A 15990-nucleotide genomic window follows, 5' to 3' on the forward strand; every position below is an offset into this window, starting at 1 on the left:
GCTCCCCTCCCTCGAACCCCCGTATGCCGGTGCGTCGTGTGGCGGGCGCGTGTGGCTGTCCTATGTCGTGCGTTCTTGCCACGTGCGCGACCGGTTCCAGCACATCACATTCCGCATGGATCTCGTCACTGTTCGTCTTCGATTGACCGAAAGTGGAAGACACTGCTCCGGTACGGTCCTCCGCGCCTGTCAGACGAGCCGTACGGGCTTCTCCGGGCGTATGCCGACCTCGGTGAGCCAGGTCCGCAGGGGCGTGGGGTCACCGTCCTCCAGGAGGGTGAGCACCTTCGGGGTGAGATCGGCGGTGCGCTCTCCCTCGACGAGGAGGGAGGGGCCGTCCAGCCAGTCCAGGCCGGGGGCGGCGCCCGCGGTGTCCATGGCGGCGCAGCAGACCATGGCCGTGATGTGGTCCGCGAGGAGTTCCCGGGGGGTGCGAGGGGGCTGGAGGGGGAACAGGGGGAGGTCGTCGTCCCAGAGCGTGGTGCGGGTGCCGGGGGTGGTGGCGGGGTGGGCCGCGGCCTCTTCGCGGGCCAGCTCGGCGGAGAGGCCGTCGGCGAGGGCGGCGCAGCGGGGGTTGGTGCTGTGGTCGTCCGCTTCGGCTCCGGCTTGGTACTGGGCCTCGGATTCCGCTTCGGCTTCGGCTTCGGCTTGGTTCTGGGCCTCGGATTCCGCTTCGGCTTCGGCTTCGTTCTCGGCCGAGGCGCGGAGGGCCGGTTCCTGTGCCAGGGCCTGGGCCTGGGTGGGCTCCGAGGTCTCGGCGGGGCCGGCCGGGGTCCTGGGCGCCATCGGGTCGGCGTCCTCCGGGCCCGGGTCCGTCGTCGCGGGGGTGGACGTCAGGTGGTCCAGGACGCGGGACAGCGTCGGGCCGTCGGAGTGCGGGGCGGGGCGGCGGACGCCGAGGGTGTCGAGGACGCGGTGGAGGCGGGCGGCGTCCGTGCGCCACTTGCGGTCGACGACCTCCTCCGGATACTCCTGCCAGTCCACCGGGGACCAGTCGGGCCCGGACTCGGCGGGGCCGCCGTGGAAGAGCCGGGCGGCGAGGAGAGAGGCCGCCTCGTCGACCACGCCCGGTTCCTCCAGGAGGTCGCAGGCGGGGCGCTCGCCGAGCCGGGAGGTGAAGCCCTCGGCCAGGCGGTCGCGGCGGGACAGCTCGGTGAGGGCGGCCACCACACCCGCGTCGAGACGGGAGGGCCAGCGGCCCATGCGCCAGGCGGGCAGGGCCACCCGGGTCAGGAGGCGGTCCCAGCCCGCGTAGGCCAGGCCGACCTGTTCCTGGGCGACGATCCTCAGGCCGTAGTCCACAGCCTGTGCACGCTCGGCCGCGGCGGCCGCGACCCCGCGCTCCATCTCCACCGCGTACTGCCGGCAGCCGTTCAGCATCAGCCGGGCCACCCAGCCGACCCCCGCCCGCAGCGCCCGGGAGACGGGTCCGCGGCCCGGGGCCGAGGCGACGGCCACCGCGGCGTCCAGACCCCGTACGAAGCGCCGGGCGGCGGCTATGTCGGGGTGCGCCGACGGTCCCGTACCGGCGACGACCGGGGCGAGGACCGCGCGCAGCTCGCCCACGCGCATCCACCACAGGAAAGGCGAGCCGATGACGAGGACGGGCGCGGCCGCGGAACGGCGGGGGCGGGTCTCGCCGCGGGAGTCCGCTATCTCGTCGCGGCCGGTCGGGGCGGGCGGGCCGTGCGCCGGGTGGGTGCGGTCCTCCAGCCAGCTGTCGCAGTCCGGGGTGAGCGCTATCGCCGAGGGCGCGGGGACGTCGAGGCGGTCGGCCAGGTCGCGCACCAGCCGGTACAGATCGGGCGCCGCGTCCTCCGCGACCGCCACCGTCGGGCTGACGGCGGGCCGGGCGCGGGCGACGACCAGGGCGATGCCGCCGGCCACCAGCAGCACCACGGCCGCGAGCACCGAGACCACCCAGCGGGCGGTGTCCCAGCCGGGGCCCACGAAATGGTCCGTGGCTCCGCCGGCCAGCAGGATCACCGCGGCCGCGGCGGGCAGCAGGGCCACCGCCAGCGCCCGGCTGCGCACCCGCAGCACGGCCAGGGCCCTCGACCGAGCGGCCTGCGTACCTGCCTCCACACCCATGCCGGTCACGACCGGACCTCACCCCCTCGCTGCCGTCGTGGTGCTTTCCTGGCGTTGCTCACTCCCCCACTGTGGCACCCGCCACTGACATCGCAATGCCGGTGGGCCAAGTGCCGGAACGCTTGCGCCGCACCCTAGTTGGGCCCCGGGTCCCCGTCAGCCGGAAAGGGAATCGGTCACTCGATGGAATGGCTTTGGGGAAAGGTGGATGACGGAGGGCAAGGATCAGGCCCCGGTTCCTGAGACGGAACGGGGCCCGAGGGGTTGTCCATGACGGCTCTACGGCTCTACTCGCCGGCCGCCTTCGCGGCGATGTCCGTGCGGTGCTGGGAGCCGTCGAGGCGGACGCGCGCGACCGCCCGGTAGGCGCGCTCGCGGGCCTCGGTGAGGTCCTTGCCGGTCGCGGTGACGGACAGCACACGGCCGCCCGCGCTGACCACGGCGTCGCCGTCGCGCCTGGTCCCGGCATGCAGGACGTAGGCGTGCGGGGCGTCCTCGGCCGCCACCTCGTCCAGACCGGTGATGGGGTCGCCGGTGCGCGGGGTGTCCGGGTAGTTGTGCGAGGCGACGACGACCGTGACGGCCGCGTCGTCGCTCCAGCGCAGGGGCGCCAGGTCGGCGAGGGTGCCGTTCGCGGCGGCCAGCAGGACACCGGCCAGCGGGGTCTTCAGCCGGGCCAGCACGACCTGGGTCTCGGGGTCGCCGAAGCGGGCGTTGAACTCGATGACCCGCACACCGCGACTGGTGATCGCCAGGCCCGCGTAGAGCAGGCCGGAGAACGGGGTGCCGCGGCGGCGCAGCTCGTCGACGGTCGGCTGGAGAACGGTCTCCATGACCTCCTCGACCAGCTTCGGGTCGGCCCAGGGCAGCGGGGTGTACGCGCCCATGCCGCCGGTGTTGGGGCCCTCGTCGTTGTCGAGCGCGCGCTTGAAGTCCTGGGCGGGCTGGAGCGGGACGACCGTCTCGCCGTCGGTGATGGCGAAGAGGGAGACCTCGGGGCCGTCGAGGAACTCCTCGATGACCACGCGCTCGCAGCCGGCCGCGTGGGCCTTGGCGGCCTCCAGGTCGGAGGTGACGACCACGCCCTTGCCGGCGGCCAGGCCGTCGTCCTTCACGACGTAGGGGGCGCCGAAGGCGTCGAGGGCCTCGGCGACCTCCTCCGCGGTCGTGCAGACGTACGAACGGGCGGTCGGGACGCCCGCCCCGGCCATGACGTCCTTGGCGAAGGCCTTGGAGCCCTCCAGCTGGGCGGCCTCCTTCGAGGGGCCGAAGACCGGGATGCCCGCCTCGCGCACGGCGTCGGCGACACCGGCGACCAGGGGCGCCTCCGGGCCGACGATCACCAGCTCGGCGCCGAGTTCCGTGGCCAGCGCGGCCACGGCGGCGCCGTCCAGGGCGTCGACCTGGTGCAGCTCGGCGACCTCGGCGATGCCGGCGTTGCCGGGGGCGCAGTGGAGCGCCGTGACGGCGGGGTCGAGGGACAGGGAGCGGCACAGGGCGTGTTCGCGGGCGCCGCTGCCGATGACGAGGACCTTCACGGGGTCAGCCTAACCGGAGGCGGGGTTGTGCCTTTGTGCGGGCTGCCCAAGAGGTGGGGGCGGCCGGGTTGTGGGTTTCTACGGAAGGGGCCGCGGGGAGGCGCCTCTGCCGTGCCCTGCCGAGGGCCCTTTCAGGCGCCTCTTCAAGGGCCCCGCTCACTCGTTCGTGAACTCTTCCATCACCGTCGCGCCCAGTTCGCGCACGATCAGCTCCTGGCCGGACAGGGCCGACTCGTCGAGGTCCGGGTCGTCGTCCTCGGGGATGTCGTCCTCGGGGGCGACGGGGTCGGGAGCGGAGCGCTGCGGGGCCGGGGCGGGGGCAGGGGTGGAGTGGGCCGGAGCCTGTGCCGAGGCGGACTGCGCGGCGGGGGCGGGCCGGGACGGGGCGGAGGACGGGGCCTGCGCGGTGGGCTGGGCTGCGGTGCTGTGGCCGTAGCCGCCGGAGTTGTAGCCGCCGGGGGCGGCGGGGGAGCCGTAACCGCCGGCCGACTGCGGGGGTGCGGAGCCGCCGGAGGGGTCGACGATCGCGTCGATCTTCCACTGGACGTTGAAGCGCTCGGCCAGGACCGCCTTGAGGTCGTCCTCGCTGCCGCTGCCCACGAAGCGGTCCATGGCGCCCGCGTTGACGAACCCGAGCTGGAGGGTGGTGCCGTCGAAGCCCACCACATGCGCGTTCGGGGCGTTCAGCAGCGCCCAGGTGAAGCGGCGCTTGTCCTTCACCGCCTCCAGGATGTTCGGCCACAGCGCGCGCGGGTCGAGACCGCCGGGAGCGGGCGTGTAGGCGGCAGCGGCGGCCGGGGGCGCGGCGGGCGCGGACTGTGCGGGGGCCGCGGGCTGGGGAGCCGCGGCGGGGCGCGCACCGCCGCCGGGGGCCGCCGCGGTGGGCCAGCCGCCGGGACGACGGCCGCCGCCGGCGGGCGCGGCCGTGGGCCAGGCGCCGGGGGCCGGGGCGGCGGCCGCGGGCTGCGGTGCGGGCTGCGGTGTGGGCTGGGGCTGTGCCACGGGCTGCGGCTGCGGCTGCGGCTGGGGCGGCTCGGGCGCGGAAGGCGCCGCCGGGGCCGGCTGGGACGCGTGCTCGGCCGCGACAGGGGCGGGGGCAGGCCTCGTAGGCGCGGCGGGGACAGGCGCGGCCGGAGCCGAGGCGGGAGGAGCCGCCGGGGTCTGTGCCGGGCCACCGGAGCCTCGTACGGCCGCGCGGGCCGCGGCGGCGCCACCGCCGGGCGGGACGGCTGCGGCGGCGTGGGCGTCGGGTCCGGGGGCGTAGCCTATGGCCGGCATTCCGGAGGGGGCGGCCGCGGAGAAGTTGACGCCGCGCTCCAGGCGGTCCAGGCGGGCCATGACGGACCGCTCGTCGCCGTAGGCGGCGGGCAGCATCACGCGGGCGCAGATCAGTTCCAGCTGGAGGCGGGGCGAGTTGGCGCCGCGCATCTCGGTCAGGCCGTCGTTGACCAGGTCGGCGGCGCGGCTGAGCTCGGCCGCGCCGAACGTACTGGCCTGGGCCTGCATCCGCTCGATGACGTCGACGGGGGCGTCGATGAGGCCCTTCTCGGCGGCGTCAGGGACCGCGGCGAGGATGACGAGGTCCCGCAGCCGCTCCAGCAGGTCGGCGACGAAGCGGCGAGGGTCATTGCCGCCCTCGATGACACGGTCGACGACCTCGAAGGCCGCGGCCCCGTCACCGGTGGCGAAGGCCTCGACGACGGAGTCCAGGAGGGAGCCGTCGGTGTAGCCGAGGAGGGACGTGGCCATGGCGTACGTCACACCGTCGGCGCCCGCGGCGGCGAGGAGCTGGTCCATGACGGACATGGAGTCCCGCACGGAGCCGGCACCGGCCCGCACGACGAGCGGGAGGACGCCGTCCTCGACGGGGATGTCCTCCTTCTGGCACACCTCGCCCAGGTACTCCCGCAGGGTGCCGGGCGGGACCAGCCGGAACGGGTAGTGGTGCGTACGCGACCGGATGGTCCCGATGACCTTCTCGGGCTCGGTCGTGGCGAAGATGAACTTCAGATGCTCCGGCGGCTCCTCGACGACCTTGAGCAGCGCGTTGAAACCGGCCGACGTGACCATGTGGGCCTCGTCGATGATGTAGATCTTGTAGCGGCTGCTCGCGGGTCCGAAGAAGGCCTTCTCGCGCAGCTCACGGGCGTCGTCCACACCGCCGTGGGACGCGGCGTCGATCTCGATGACGTCGATGGAACCGGGGCCGTTGCGCGCGAGGTCGCGGCAGGACTGGCACTCGCCGCAAGGGGTGGGCGTGGGGCCCTTCTCGCAGTTCAGACACCGCGCGAGGATGCGCGCGCTGGTCGTCTTGCCGCATCCACGCGGACCGCTGAACAGGTACGCGTGATTGACCCGGTTGTTCCGCAGCGCCTGCTGCAGCGGGTCGGTTACATGCTCCTGCCCGATGACCTCGGCGAACGACTCCGGGCGATAGCGGCGGTACAGCGCAAGAGACGACACGCATACGAGGTTATAGGCGCCCACTGACAAAGCGGACCGCACGCGGAGGCGGGCCCGGGGACGCGGGCCGATGCGCTGGGTGCGGAGCCCGGGGACGCGGGCGGACGAGCGTGACTACGGGGCCCGCGGGAGGGGGAACGCAAACGCCCCCCACGCACCCGCCAGAGCCGACCTACCCTTGCTGCCTTCCGGCCCTGGGGGAGTTCAGTCAGATAGCGCCGCGTGAGGGGCTGCGCCAAGGGTACCCGATCCCGGCCTGGGGGAACGAGTTCGCGAGCACACCTCTCGGTCATGTAATGTTCCGAGCGGAGGATTCGCCTAGAGGCCTAGGGCGCACGCTTGGAAAGCGTGTTGGGGGCAACCCCTCACGAGTTCGAATCTCGTATCCTCCGCCAGCCCAGAGGGGCCGGACCACGCAAGCGGTCCGGCCCCTCTGGCGTTCGTCGGGGACACAGCGTCGTTCGCACTCGTGCGGCCCGGACCGGAAGCGGCCGGGCATGCGCTGTCCGACACTTTGTTTCGCTCGCCCGATGCCGAAACCCCAGGTCAGTGGCCCTGGCCGAGTCATGGCCGTAAGGATCTGTGCCCACGGCCACAGCGGGAGAGCCGTGCGCAGGCCCATACTGAGCCATGACAAAGCCTGCTGCACCCAAGCGTCATCTGCCCACCAGCCCCTTCAAGGCCCCGGTCGCACCGGCCCCGAAACACTTCGCCCTGGGCGACCAGGTCTCGCATGACGTGTACGGCCTCGGCCGGGTCATCGGCATCGAGGACGGCATCGCGGCGCTCGTGGACTTCGGCTCGACGCAAATGCGGATCCTGAGCCCGTACGGCAAGATGACCAAGCTGTAGAACCGCAGTGCCCGGTCACGGCACACCAGGCCCCTTCAGGGACCTGTAGCGAAAGAGAGACCTCTCATCGATCTGACGTCGCTGTTCTCCGCCCAGGAAGGGCAGACCCGTTACTCGGCCGCGGCAGCGCCGCAGCCGGCGACCAACCCCTTCCAGTCCCCCGACTTCGGGGACGACGAGACCGTGCCGCTCGAGGACGTACAGGAGCCCACCTGGGGCAGGCGTACGGCAGGGTCCGAGGCGGCTTAGCTCCACGCAGGACGCTGGCTCCGGCAAGGCGATACGAAGGGCCCCGCTGATCATCGGCGGGGCCCTTCGTCATGTCCTTCGCCCGCCCTCCTGTGGCTGCTTCGCCCGCCCTCCTTCGGCCGGACGGCACGTCATGAGTGGCTGACAGGTTTTTCAAAAGTTCTTCATCGGCGCGGCCCTACCGTCGGCCTGCCCGTCGCGGTCGGGACGGGTGACAGGGAGGACTGAGGGTGTTGCGCAAGAGCCGGGTGTGGGGGGCCGCTGCGGCGGTCGTGGTGTTGGGGGTCGCCGGGTGCGGGGGTGGCGGTGGGGGCGGTGAGGTGCCGTCCGCCGGGGGTGCCTCCTCGGGCCGGGCGGGGGGTGAGAAGGACGCGCTCGCCGAGTACGTGGAGGGGAAGCGGGCGTGGGTCGCGTGCATGCGGGAGAACGGGGTGGACCTCGACGACCCCGATGAGAAGGGGCAGGTCGAGATCGGTGGGGACGGGGACACGCGGCGGCGGTTGAAGCTGGATCCCGCGTTCATGGCCGCCACCGAGAAGTGCGCGTCCGTCGATCCGCCGGTGCCCGACGGGCTGGAGCGCTCGCTCAATCCGCTCACCCCTGAGCAGGTCGAGGTCAGGCAGAAGTACGCGAACTGCATGCGGGAGAACGGGGCTTCCGACTTTCCCGATCCCGGGCCCGACGGGTACGGCGAGGGTGAGTGGGACCAGACCTCGGCCGGGGCGCGGCGGGCGGCTCGGGTGTGTGCGCCGATCATCGGGGAGCCCAGCGACCCGCCGCCCGCCAAGGGGTGAGCATGGCGTACGACGACGTACAGGAAGAGGTGCGCCCCGCTGCCCGGCGCCGGCTTCGGGTCGGGCTTGTCCTCGGCGGGGTGGCTGTCGTCGCGGGCGTGTCCGTGGTGGGGGCGCTCGGGCTCGGGGGCGGTGGAGAGCCTCGCACCGGCGCTTCGCCGCGCAGCGGGAGCCTGGTGGCCGTCGCCCGGGGCACGCTTGTCGAACGTACGGCTGTGGACGGGCAGTTGGGATACGGGGTCGAGCTGCCGTTGCCGCTCAAGGCCTCCGGCACCGTCACCTGGCTGCCCGGGCAGGGGGCTGTCGTCGGGCGGGGTGAGCAGCTCGTACGCGTCGACGACCGGCCTGTGGTGCTCATGTACGGGGCGCTTCCCATGTACCGGGAGCTCGGCGTCTCGGCCGTCCCGGAGGAGGAGTCCCCCGAGCAGGAGGAGTCGCCTGAACAGGAAGAGCCCGGCCCCGAGGTCTCCGCGGCTGCCTCCCCGCCCCGGGACATGCGGGGCATGGATGTGCTCCAGTTCGAGAGCAACCTCGCCGCCCTCGGCTACACCGGGTTCACCGTCGACGAGACGTTCACCGAGCTGACCGCCGAGGCCGTCAGACGGTGGCAGCGGGCGCTCGGGGTGCCGGTGACCGGGAGGGTCGGGGTGGGGGACGTCGTCTACTCGGCCGGGAAGGTGCGGATCGGGCAGCTGGGGGTGCAGCCCGGGGCACCGGCCGGGGAGAACGTCCTCACCTATACGGGGACCGCGCGGAAGGTCGTCGTGCAGGCCTCGGCGTCGGACACCCGGTGGGCCGTGCGCGGGGCGGACGTCACCGTCGTACTGCCGGACGGGAAGTCCGTGCGGGGGGAGGTGGCTGTCGTGGGGCGGCAGGCCTCGCCGCCGGCCGGTGGGGAGGGCTCCGGGCAGCCGGCGACCGTGCCGGTGACCGTCGCCGTCGACGACCAGCGGGCCCTGGGGCGGCTGGAGAGCGGGCCCGTCTCCGTCGAGTACGCCGGGCGGACGGCCGAGGACGTGCTGACCGTGCCCGTCGCCGCGCTGGTCGCGCTCGCCGAGGGCGGGCACGGACTGGAGACCGCGGACGGGCGGTTCGTCGCCGTGCGGACCGGGCTGTTCGCCGACGGGGACGTCGAGGTGAGCGGGCCCGGCGTCCGCGAGGGCATGAAGGTGAGGATTCCGGAATGACGGCGGTCGTGGAGTTCGAGTCGGTCTCCAAGGTCTACCCCGGTGGGGTGGCCGCCGTGCGGGACGTCAGCCTCCGGGTCCGGCGCGGTGAACTCGTCGCCGTCACCGGGCCCTCCGGGTCGGGGAAGTCGAGCATGCTGCATCTGATGGGCAGTCTGGACCGGCCCTCCACCGGGCGGGTGCTGGTCGACGGGCACGACGTGGCGCGGCTGTCCGACCGGGAGGTGTCCGCGCTGCGGGCCACCCGGATCGGGTTCGTGTTCCAGCAGTTCCATCTGGCCGTCGGTGTGCCCGTACTGGAATCCGTGGCCGACGGGCTGCTGTACGCCGGTGTCGCCCCGCGGCGCCGGCGGGCGCGGGCGGCCGCCGCGCTGGAGCGGGTCGGGCTCGGGCACCGGCTGCGTCATCTTCCGCACCAGCTCTCCGGCGGGGAGCGGCAGCGGGTCGCGGTCGCCCGTGCGGTCGTCGGTGAGCCCGCCGTGCTGCTCGCCGACGAGCCGACCGGGAACCTCGACTCCGCGTCCGGTGCCACCGTCCTCGCGCTGCTGCGGGAGCTCAACGCCGCCGGGACGACCGTCGTCGTCATCACCCACGACCGGGAGATCGCCGCCGGGCTGCCGCGTCGTGTCGAGCTGCGCGACGGGCGCCTGGTGACGGATGCGGGGGCGCACCGGTGAGCCGGCGGGCGCGGCTGCGTACGCCCCGGCTGCGGGTCGGTGATCTCGTACGGCTCGGGGGTGCCGGGCTGCGGGCGCGGCCGTTGCGGGTGTTCCTGTCCGCGGTCGGGATCGCGATCGGGGTGGCGGCGATGATCGCGGTGGTCGGGATATCCGGGTCCGGGCAGGCGGAGGTCGACCGGCGGCTGGACGCGCTCGGGACGAATCTGCTGCGCGTGGCACCGGGGGAGACCCTCGCGGGAGGCGCGGCGCAACTGCCGCCGGAGTCGGTGGGGATGATCCGGCGGATACCGCCGGTGCAGCGGGTCGCGGCCACGGGAGAGACCGGGGCGCAGGTGTACCGCAGTGACCTGATGCCCGTCGGGCGTACGGGGTCGCTCAGCGTGCTCGCGGCCGAGCCGGAGCTGCTGGCGGCCGTCGGCGGGCAGGTGCGCAGGGGGCGGTGGCTGGGGGACGCGGCGCAGGAGTACCCGGCGGTGGTGCTCGGCGCGACCGCGGCCCGCCGCCTCGATGTGTACGCGCCCGGCACCCGGGTGTGGGTCGGCGGCCGGTGGTTCTCGCTGGTCGGCGTCCTCGACCCGGTGCCGCTGGCGCCGGAGATCGACAGTGCCGCGCTGGTGGGATGGCGGGCGGCACGGACGTATCTGCGCTTCGACGGCAAGCCGTCCACCGTCTACGTCCGTGCGCAGGACGACCGGGTCGGCGCCGTACGGGCCGTCCTCGCGGCCACGGCACGCCCCGACCGGCCCGGTGAGGTGCGGGTCTCCCGGCCCTCCGACGCGCTCGCCGCCCGCGAGGCCACGCGTTCCGCGCTGACCGGGCTGCTGCTGGGGCTCGGCGGGGTGGCGCTGCTGGTCGGCGGGGTCGGCGTGGGCAACACGATGGTGATCTCGGTGCTGGAGCGCCGCCCGGAGATCGGGCTGCGCCGGGCGCTCGGGGCGCGGCGGGGGCAGATCCGGGCCCAGTTCGTGGCCGAGTCGCTGCTGCTGTCACTGCTCGGCGGGCTGGCCGGGACGGTCCTCGGGACGCTGATCACCGCCGGGTACGCGCTCAGCCGGGGGTGGCCCACCGTGGTCCCGGTGTGGGCCGGTGCGGCGGGCATCGGTGCGACCGTCGTCATCGGCGTGGTCGCCGGACTGTATCCGGCGGTCCGGGCGAGCAGACTGTCGCCGACGGAGGCGCTGGCGGGCACCTAGGACTTCCTGCGGTCTGGGTCTCTCATGTGGGGTGCCGTCGGGGAACGGGGAGGGGACGGTCATGAGCTTCCGGCTGCGGGTGCTGGGGCTGTTGATGCTGGTCGCACTGACTGCAACGGCCGCGACGGCGTGGCTGACGCTGCGGCAGGCGAACCGGCAGGTGCGGGAGGCGGTGGCCGCCGGGGAGGAGGACGTCGCCCGGATCGGCGGGGAGCTGCGGGCGTACGGGTTCGCGCACGGCGGCTGGGAGGGGGTCGGGCCGACGGTCGCCGGGCTCGCGCGGGACACCGGGCAGCGCATCCGGGTCGTCACCGAGGGCGGTGTGCTGCTCGCCGACTCCGACGCGCTCGCCGGGAGGGAGCCGCGCCCCGGGGGCAGCCGGCCGCCCGTGGTGGTCGACGCGCGGCCGGTGCTGCGGTTCCCTGCGGGGCAGGGGGCCCGGCTTTCCGTGAAGGCGACCCTCGGCCGGATCCCGCGCTATCGGGCCGCGACCGCCTACGCGGCCTGCCTGACCCGGGCGGGCGTGCCGGTGACCGCCCGCCCGGACGCGCACGGTATCCCGGTCGTCGAGGCCTCCGGGCCGGCGGTCAACTGCCGGTCGGCCGAGGACGCCACGACGTACGTGCCGGGGCCGGGCGTGGACCCGCTCTTCCGCTGCGAACGGGAGACCCCCCTGCTGCCCTGCCTCCAGCGGGGCTTCGACGAGCGCACCGCGTCCTTCGCCCCGCCCCGCCTCGACGTGTCCCTCGGCTACCGGGACGAGGCCCCGCCTGTGCTGGCCGCCGGGCCCGCTGCCGCGGTGGCGGGCGGGGTCGCGCTGGCCGCCGTACTGGGGGCGCTGCTGCTGAGCCGGGCCGTGCTGCGGCCGGTGCGGGCGATGACGCTCGCGGCGCAGGGGCTGGGCGAGGGCGATCTGGAGCGGCGGGTGCCGGTGGCCGGGCGGGACGAGATCGCGCGGCTGGGCGTGGCGTTCAACCGCATGGCCGACTCCCTGCAGGCCGGTGAGGAGCGGCAGCGCCGGCTGACCGGGGACATCGCGCACGAGCTGCGCACCCCGCTGGCGAATCTGCGCGGCTATCTGGAGGCGCTGCGCGACGGGGTCGTCGAGCCGACGCCCGAGCTGCTGGACTCCCTGCACGAGGAGGCGTTGCTCCAGCAGCGGATCGTCGACGACCTGCACGACCTCGCCCTCGCGGAGGCCGGGGCGCTGACCTACCACCGCCGCGAGGTGGAGCTGCGCGAGCTGCTGGAGGCCGGGCGGACGGCCCAGCGTGCGCGGGCGGAGGCGGTCGGGGTGGCCCTGGAGCTGCGGGCGCCGCACCCCGTGTCCGTGTACGCCGACCCGGACCGGCTGCGGCAGGCCGTCGGCAACCTCGTCACCAACGCGCTGCGGGCCACGAGCGCCGGCGGGACCGTCACCCTTGCGCTGTCCGCGCGCGACGGGCGGGCCGTCGTGGAGGTCGCCGACACCGGCACGGGCATCGCGGCCGGCGACCTGCCGCACCTCTTCGACCGCTTCTGGCGGGCCGACCCCTCCCGGGGCCGGGCGACCGGCGGCAGCGGGCTCGGGTTGTCCATCGCCCGCCAGATCGTCGCCGACCACGGCGGGACGATCGGCGTACGCAGCACCCTCGGCGCCGGTACGACGTTCACGATCACGCTGCCGGAGGCCGACGGGGGTCAGTCCGCGAGGCGGTAGCCCCGGCCGTACACCGTCTCCAGGTGCCGGGGCCGCCGCGGGTCCTCCTCCAGTTTGCGGCGCAGGTTCATCACATGGGCGTCGACGGTGCGTTCCAGGACGTCCCGGTCGAAGCCGAAGACCCGCTCGATGATCTGGGCGCGGGTGAACACCCGCCCGGGCTCCCGGGCGAGGGTCTCCAGGATCGCGAACTCCTTGGCCGTGAGGGTCACTTCGCGGCCGGAGACCCGCACCTCGAAGCGGGCGGTGTCCAGTTCGACCTCCCCCACCCGCAGCAGTTCGGCCGCGGGTGTGCCCGACTTCCTGGCGCGGCGCAGCAACGCCCGTACGCGCGCGGTCAGTTCGCGGGGGCTGTAGGGCTTGGTGAGGTAGTCGTCGGCGCCCAGGTCCAGGCCGAGGAGCAGGTCCTCCTCGGTGCGGCGGGCGGTGAGCAGCAGGATCGGCACGTCCGACTCGGTGCGCAGGATGCGGCACACGTCGAGGCCGTCGACCAGGGGCAGCATCACGTCCAGGACGATGAGGTCGGGCGCGGCGGTGCGGGCCCGCTCCAGGGCCGTCCGGCCGTCCGCGGCGACCTGCACCGCGTGGCCCTCCCGCTCCAGGTAGATCCGGACCAGCCGGGCCTGCTTCTCGTCGTCCTCGGCGACCAGAATCCGCGCGTTCAACCGGCTCCCCCAGCCCTTGTCGATCCCCGCGTGAACCGTAGTACAGGCCCTCGGGTCATCCGAACGGACGACCCCTGCGTCATCCGTTCCGCACCTCGTGCGCAGCCTCTCCGCCGACCGTCCGGGCCCGGATCCGGCCGGAGGATCGAAGCAATGGCAAGGCCGACGACAAGACAGGCCGAGGCACACACGAAGGGCTCCCCCGTCATGCAGCACGCTCGTAAGAAGACCCTGCGGAACCTGTCCACCCGTACCCGCGTCCTCACCGGCGGCGCCGTCCTGGCCGCCGTGGCCGCGGGCACGTTCGGCAGCGTCGCCGCGAGTGCCGCGGACGCGCCGAAGGCCGCCGCGCCGGCCGCCGCCGCGCAGAGCAACACCACGCAGACCACGCACCTGACGATCGACGCCGCCACCGACGCCGCCGAGGCCGCGCTGGAGGCCGCCGAGAAGGACGGTCAGCGCGTCTCCGTCGCCGTCGTCGACCGCAACGGCAACACCGTCGTCACCCTGCGCGGCGACGGTGCCGGCCCGCAGTCCTACGAGTCCGCCGAGCGCAAGGCGTACACCGCCGTGTCCTGGAACGCGCCCACCTCCGAGCTGGCCAAGCGCCTGGAGCAGGCCCCCAACCTGAAGGACATCCCCGGCACGCTCTTCCTCGGCGGCGGCGCGCCCGTCACCGCCAAGGGCGCCCCGATCGCGGGCATCGGCGTGGCCGGCGCCCCGTCCGGCGACCTCGACGAGAAGTACGCCCAGGCCGGCGCCGCCGCGCTCGCCAAGTGACATGGGTACGCCGGGCCCGCCGCCCTAGGCGGGTCCGGCGTACGTGTCGGAGGACGCCGATGATCAGAGCCGTACTGCCCAGGCGCGGCAGGAGGAATCCCTTGACCGCCTTCGACCACGAACTGCTGCAGGCCGCCCAGCGCGGCGACACCGCGACCGTGCGCCTCGCCCTGGACGCGGGCGCCGATGTCGAGGCCCGTGACGGGCACGGCCGGACCCCGCTGCTGCTCGCCGCGCTCGCCGACCACGTCGGCACCGCCAGGCTGCTCCTCGCCGCGGGCGCCGACCCGAACGCCCGGGACGACCAGGACGACAGCCCCTGGCTGGTCACCGGCGTCACCGGCAGCGTCGCCATGATGCGGCTGCTGCTCCCCCACGGCCCCGACCTGCGGCTGCGCAACCGCTACGGCGGCGTCTCCCTCATCCCCGCGGCCGAACGCGGCCATGTCGCCTACGTCCGTGCCGTGCTGGACGAGACCGACATCGACGTCGACCACGTCAACCGGCTCGGCTGGACCGCCCTGCTGGAGGCGGTGATCCTCGGTGACGGGGGCCGCGCCCACCAGCAGATCGTCGAGCTGCTCCTGGCCGCCGGTGCCACGCCAGACCTCCCCGACGGGGACGGTGTCACGCCGCTGCGGCACGCCGAGCGCCGCGGCTTCGAGGAGATCGCCGCCCTGCTGCGGAGGGCCGCCCGGTGAACCGGCGTGCCTTCCTCGGCGCCCTCGCCGGGACGGTGGCCGCCTCCGCGTGCACGCCGTCCGCCGCTCCGGAGGAGCCGCGCGCGGAACGTCGTACGACCGGCTCCGCCGCCCCCTCCTCCGCCGGGCTTCTGCTCGTCACCGACTTCGGGGCCGACACCGTCACCTTCGTCGACCCGGCGAGCGGGCCCGTGGCCTCCGTGCGGGCCGGTGCCGCCCCCTACGGGATCGCCCTCGGGGACGACGGACTGGCCTGGGTGGCGGCGGCCGAGGGGGTCGCGGTGATCGACACCCGGGCGCGGCGGCGACTCGGACTGATCCCCTACCGGACCTCCCCGACCCGCCTCGGGCAGCCGGCGTACGGCGAGTACCGCGGCGGCGGCATGGGCATCGCGCTCGCGCCCGACGGGCGGTACGCGTACGTGGGGGTCAATGTCCCCGGCGGGAACGGGGTGCTCGAAGTCGTCGACACGGCCGCGCGGAAGGTCGTCCGGACGGTGCCCGTCGGGCGGCGGCCGTTCGATGTGGACGTCTCCCGGGACGGCTCCGAGGTGTACGTCACCGGGCACGACTCCTTCGACGTCACCGTCGTCCCCGCACGCGGGCGCCCGCGGCGGATCGAGGTCGCCCCCTACGGCACCGAGGGCGGGCTCGGCTCCTGGCTGAAGCCGCACCACGCCGCCGTACGGCCGTCGGACGGGCGGCTGCTGCTGCCGTTCGAGGGCGAGAAGCTGGTGGTGGTCGATCCGCGCACGGGGCGGTCCCGGGTCGAGGCCATGACCGCGAACACCCATCAGCACGGGGTCGCCGTCACGCCGGACGGGACGCTGCTCGTCGTCGGGACCGGGCCGATCGATCCGGCCTCCGACCGGGGGCCGTCCCTGACCGTGCGCATGCCCGACGGGCGGGAGCGGGTGCATCCGCTGGACGGGCCGCACGAGGACGTCGCCGTGTCGCGGGACGGGCGTACCGCCTACGTCACCGGCGGGTTCACCCGGGACGGGTACTGGGACGGCATCACGGTCGTGGACCTGGCGACCGGCCGCGCCCGGCGGCTGCCCGCGGGGCACCGGCCCCTCGGTATCGCGGTCCTGTGAC

General features: G+C 74.5%; 13 protein-coding genes, 1 tRNA gene and 1 other RNA gene. 10 read left to right on the forward strand and 5 right to left on the reverse strand.

Features of this window, described 5'->3' with window-relative positions; translation table 11 throughout:
- Positions 1–189: 189 nt before the first annotated feature.
- The 4 genes from ACIQ6Y_RS12685 to ffs all read right to left on the reverse strand — a co-directional run bounded on the left by ACIQ6Y_RS12685 (position 190) and on the right by ffs (position 6327).
- Complete coding sequence (locus ACIQ6Y_RS12685) at positions 190–2091, reverse strand: hypothetical protein (protein ID WP_404038280.1); 1902 nt, start codon at positions 2089–2091, stop codon at positions 190–192.
- A gap of 287 nt (positions 2092–2378) precedes the next feature.
- Positions 2379–3629 carry a phosphoribosylamine--glycine ligase gene (gene purD / locus ACIQ6Y_RS12690; RefSeq protein ID WP_404036560.1) on the reverse strand — a complete coding sequence of 417 codons (1251 nt, stop codon included), beginning with the start codon at positions 3627–3629 and terminating at the stop codon, positions 2379–2381.
- A gap of 156 nt (positions 3630–3785) precedes the next feature.
- Positions 3786–6092 carry a DNA polymerase III subunit gamma and tau gene (locus ACIQ6Y_RS12695; RefSeq protein WP_404036563.1) on the reverse strand — a complete coding sequence of 769 codons (2307 nt, stop codon included), beginning with the start codon at positions 6090–6092 and terminating at the stop codon, positions 3786–3788.
- 136 nt (positions 6093–6228) lie between these two features.
- Positions 6229–6327, reverse strand: an RNA gene (gene ffs / locus ACIQ6Y_RS12700) — signal recognition particle sRNA small type.
- A 72-nt stretch (positions 6328–6399) separates the two neighbouring features.
- Here ffs and ACIQ6Y_RS12705 point away from each other — a divergent pair.
- The 7 genes from ACIQ6Y_RS12705 (at position 6400) to ACIQ6Y_RS12735 (ending at position 12746) form a co-directional block, all read left to right on the forward strand.
- Positions 6400–6487 (forward strand) — tRNA-Ser (locus ACIQ6Y_RS12705).
- A 235-nt stretch (positions 6488–6722) separates the two neighbouring features.
- The gene (locus tag ACIQ6Y_RS12710) at positions 6723–6944 is read left to right on the forward strand and encodes a hypothetical protein (RefSeq protein WP_404036566.1); all 222 of its coding nucleotides are present in this window, start codon (positions 6723–6725) and stop codon (positions 6942–6944) included.
- A 479-nt stretch (positions 6945–7423) separates the two neighbouring features.
- Entirely contained in the window at positions 7424–7987 is a 564-nt protein-coding gene (locus ACIQ6Y_RS12715) for a hypothetical protein (protein ID WP_404036569.1), read from the forward strand.
- Between the two features lie 2 nt (positions 7988–7989).
- Positions 7990–9174 (forward strand): peptidoglycan-binding protein, encoded by a 1185-nt coding sequence (locus tag ACIQ6Y_RS12720; RefSeq protein ID WP_404036571.1) that lies wholly within the window; start codon positions 7990–7992, stop codon positions 9172–9174.
- Positions 9171–9851 (forward strand): ABC transporter ATP-binding protein, encoded by a 681-nt coding sequence (locus ACIQ6Y_RS12725; RefSeq protein WP_404036574.1) that lies wholly within the window; start codon positions 9171–9173, stop codon positions 9849–9851. Before ACIQ6Y_RS12720 ends, ACIQ6Y_RS12725 begins: the two co-directional genes overlap by 4 nt.
- On the forward strand, positions 9848–11047 hold the full coding sequence (locus tag ACIQ6Y_RS12730) for an ABC transporter permease (RefSeq protein ID WP_404036575.1): 1200 nt from the start codon (positions 9848–9850) through the stop codon (positions 11045–11047). The genes ACIQ6Y_RS12725 and ACIQ6Y_RS12730 overlap by 4 nt, the downstream gene beginning before the upstream one ends.
- 61 nt (positions 11048–11108) lie before the next feature.
- Entirely contained in the window at positions 11109–12746 is a 1638-nt protein-coding gene (locus ACIQ6Y_RS12735) for a sensor histidine kinase (RefSeq protein WP_404036578.1), read from the forward strand.
- Here ACIQ6Y_RS12735 and ACIQ6Y_RS12740 read toward each other — a convergent pair.
- Positions 12728–13411, reverse strand: coding sequence for a response regulator transcription factor (locus ACIQ6Y_RS12740; protein WP_404036581.1), 684 nt, complete (start codon positions 13409–13411; stop codon positions 12728–12730). The two genes, ACIQ6Y_RS12735 and ACIQ6Y_RS12740, sit on opposite strands and share 19 nt — an antisense overlap.
- 231 nt (positions 13412–13642) lie before the next feature.
- Between ACIQ6Y_RS12740 and ACIQ6Y_RS12745 the strand changes: the two genes are divergently transcribed.
- From ACIQ6Y_RS12745 to ACIQ6Y_RS12755, 3 genes are all read left to right on the forward strand, one after another.
- A complete protein-coding gene (locus tag ACIQ6Y_RS12745; RefSeq protein WP_404038283.1) occupies positions 13643–14191 on the forward strand; it encodes a heme-binding protein in 549 nt (182 codons plus the stop codon).
- Between the two features lie 101 nt (positions 14192–14292).
- On the forward strand, positions 14293–14892 hold the full coding sequence (locus ACIQ6Y_RS12750) for an ankyrin repeat domain-containing protein (protein ID WP_404036583.1): 600 nt from the start codon (positions 14293–14295) through the stop codon (positions 14890–14892).
- Positions 14889–15989: a YncE family protein gene (locus ACIQ6Y_RS12755; RefSeq protein ID WP_404036586.1), complete on the forward strand. Its 1101-nt coding sequence runs from the start codon at positions 14889–14891 to the stop codon at positions 15987–15989. Before ACIQ6Y_RS12750 ends, ACIQ6Y_RS12755 begins: the two co-directional genes overlap by 4 nt.
- Position 15990 lies beyond the last annotated feature (1 nt).

The organism is Streptomyces sp. NPDC096205 (assembly GCF_044763135.1).
GTDB lineage: Bacteria > Actinomycetota > Actinomycetes > Streptomycetales > Streptomycetaceae > Streptomyces.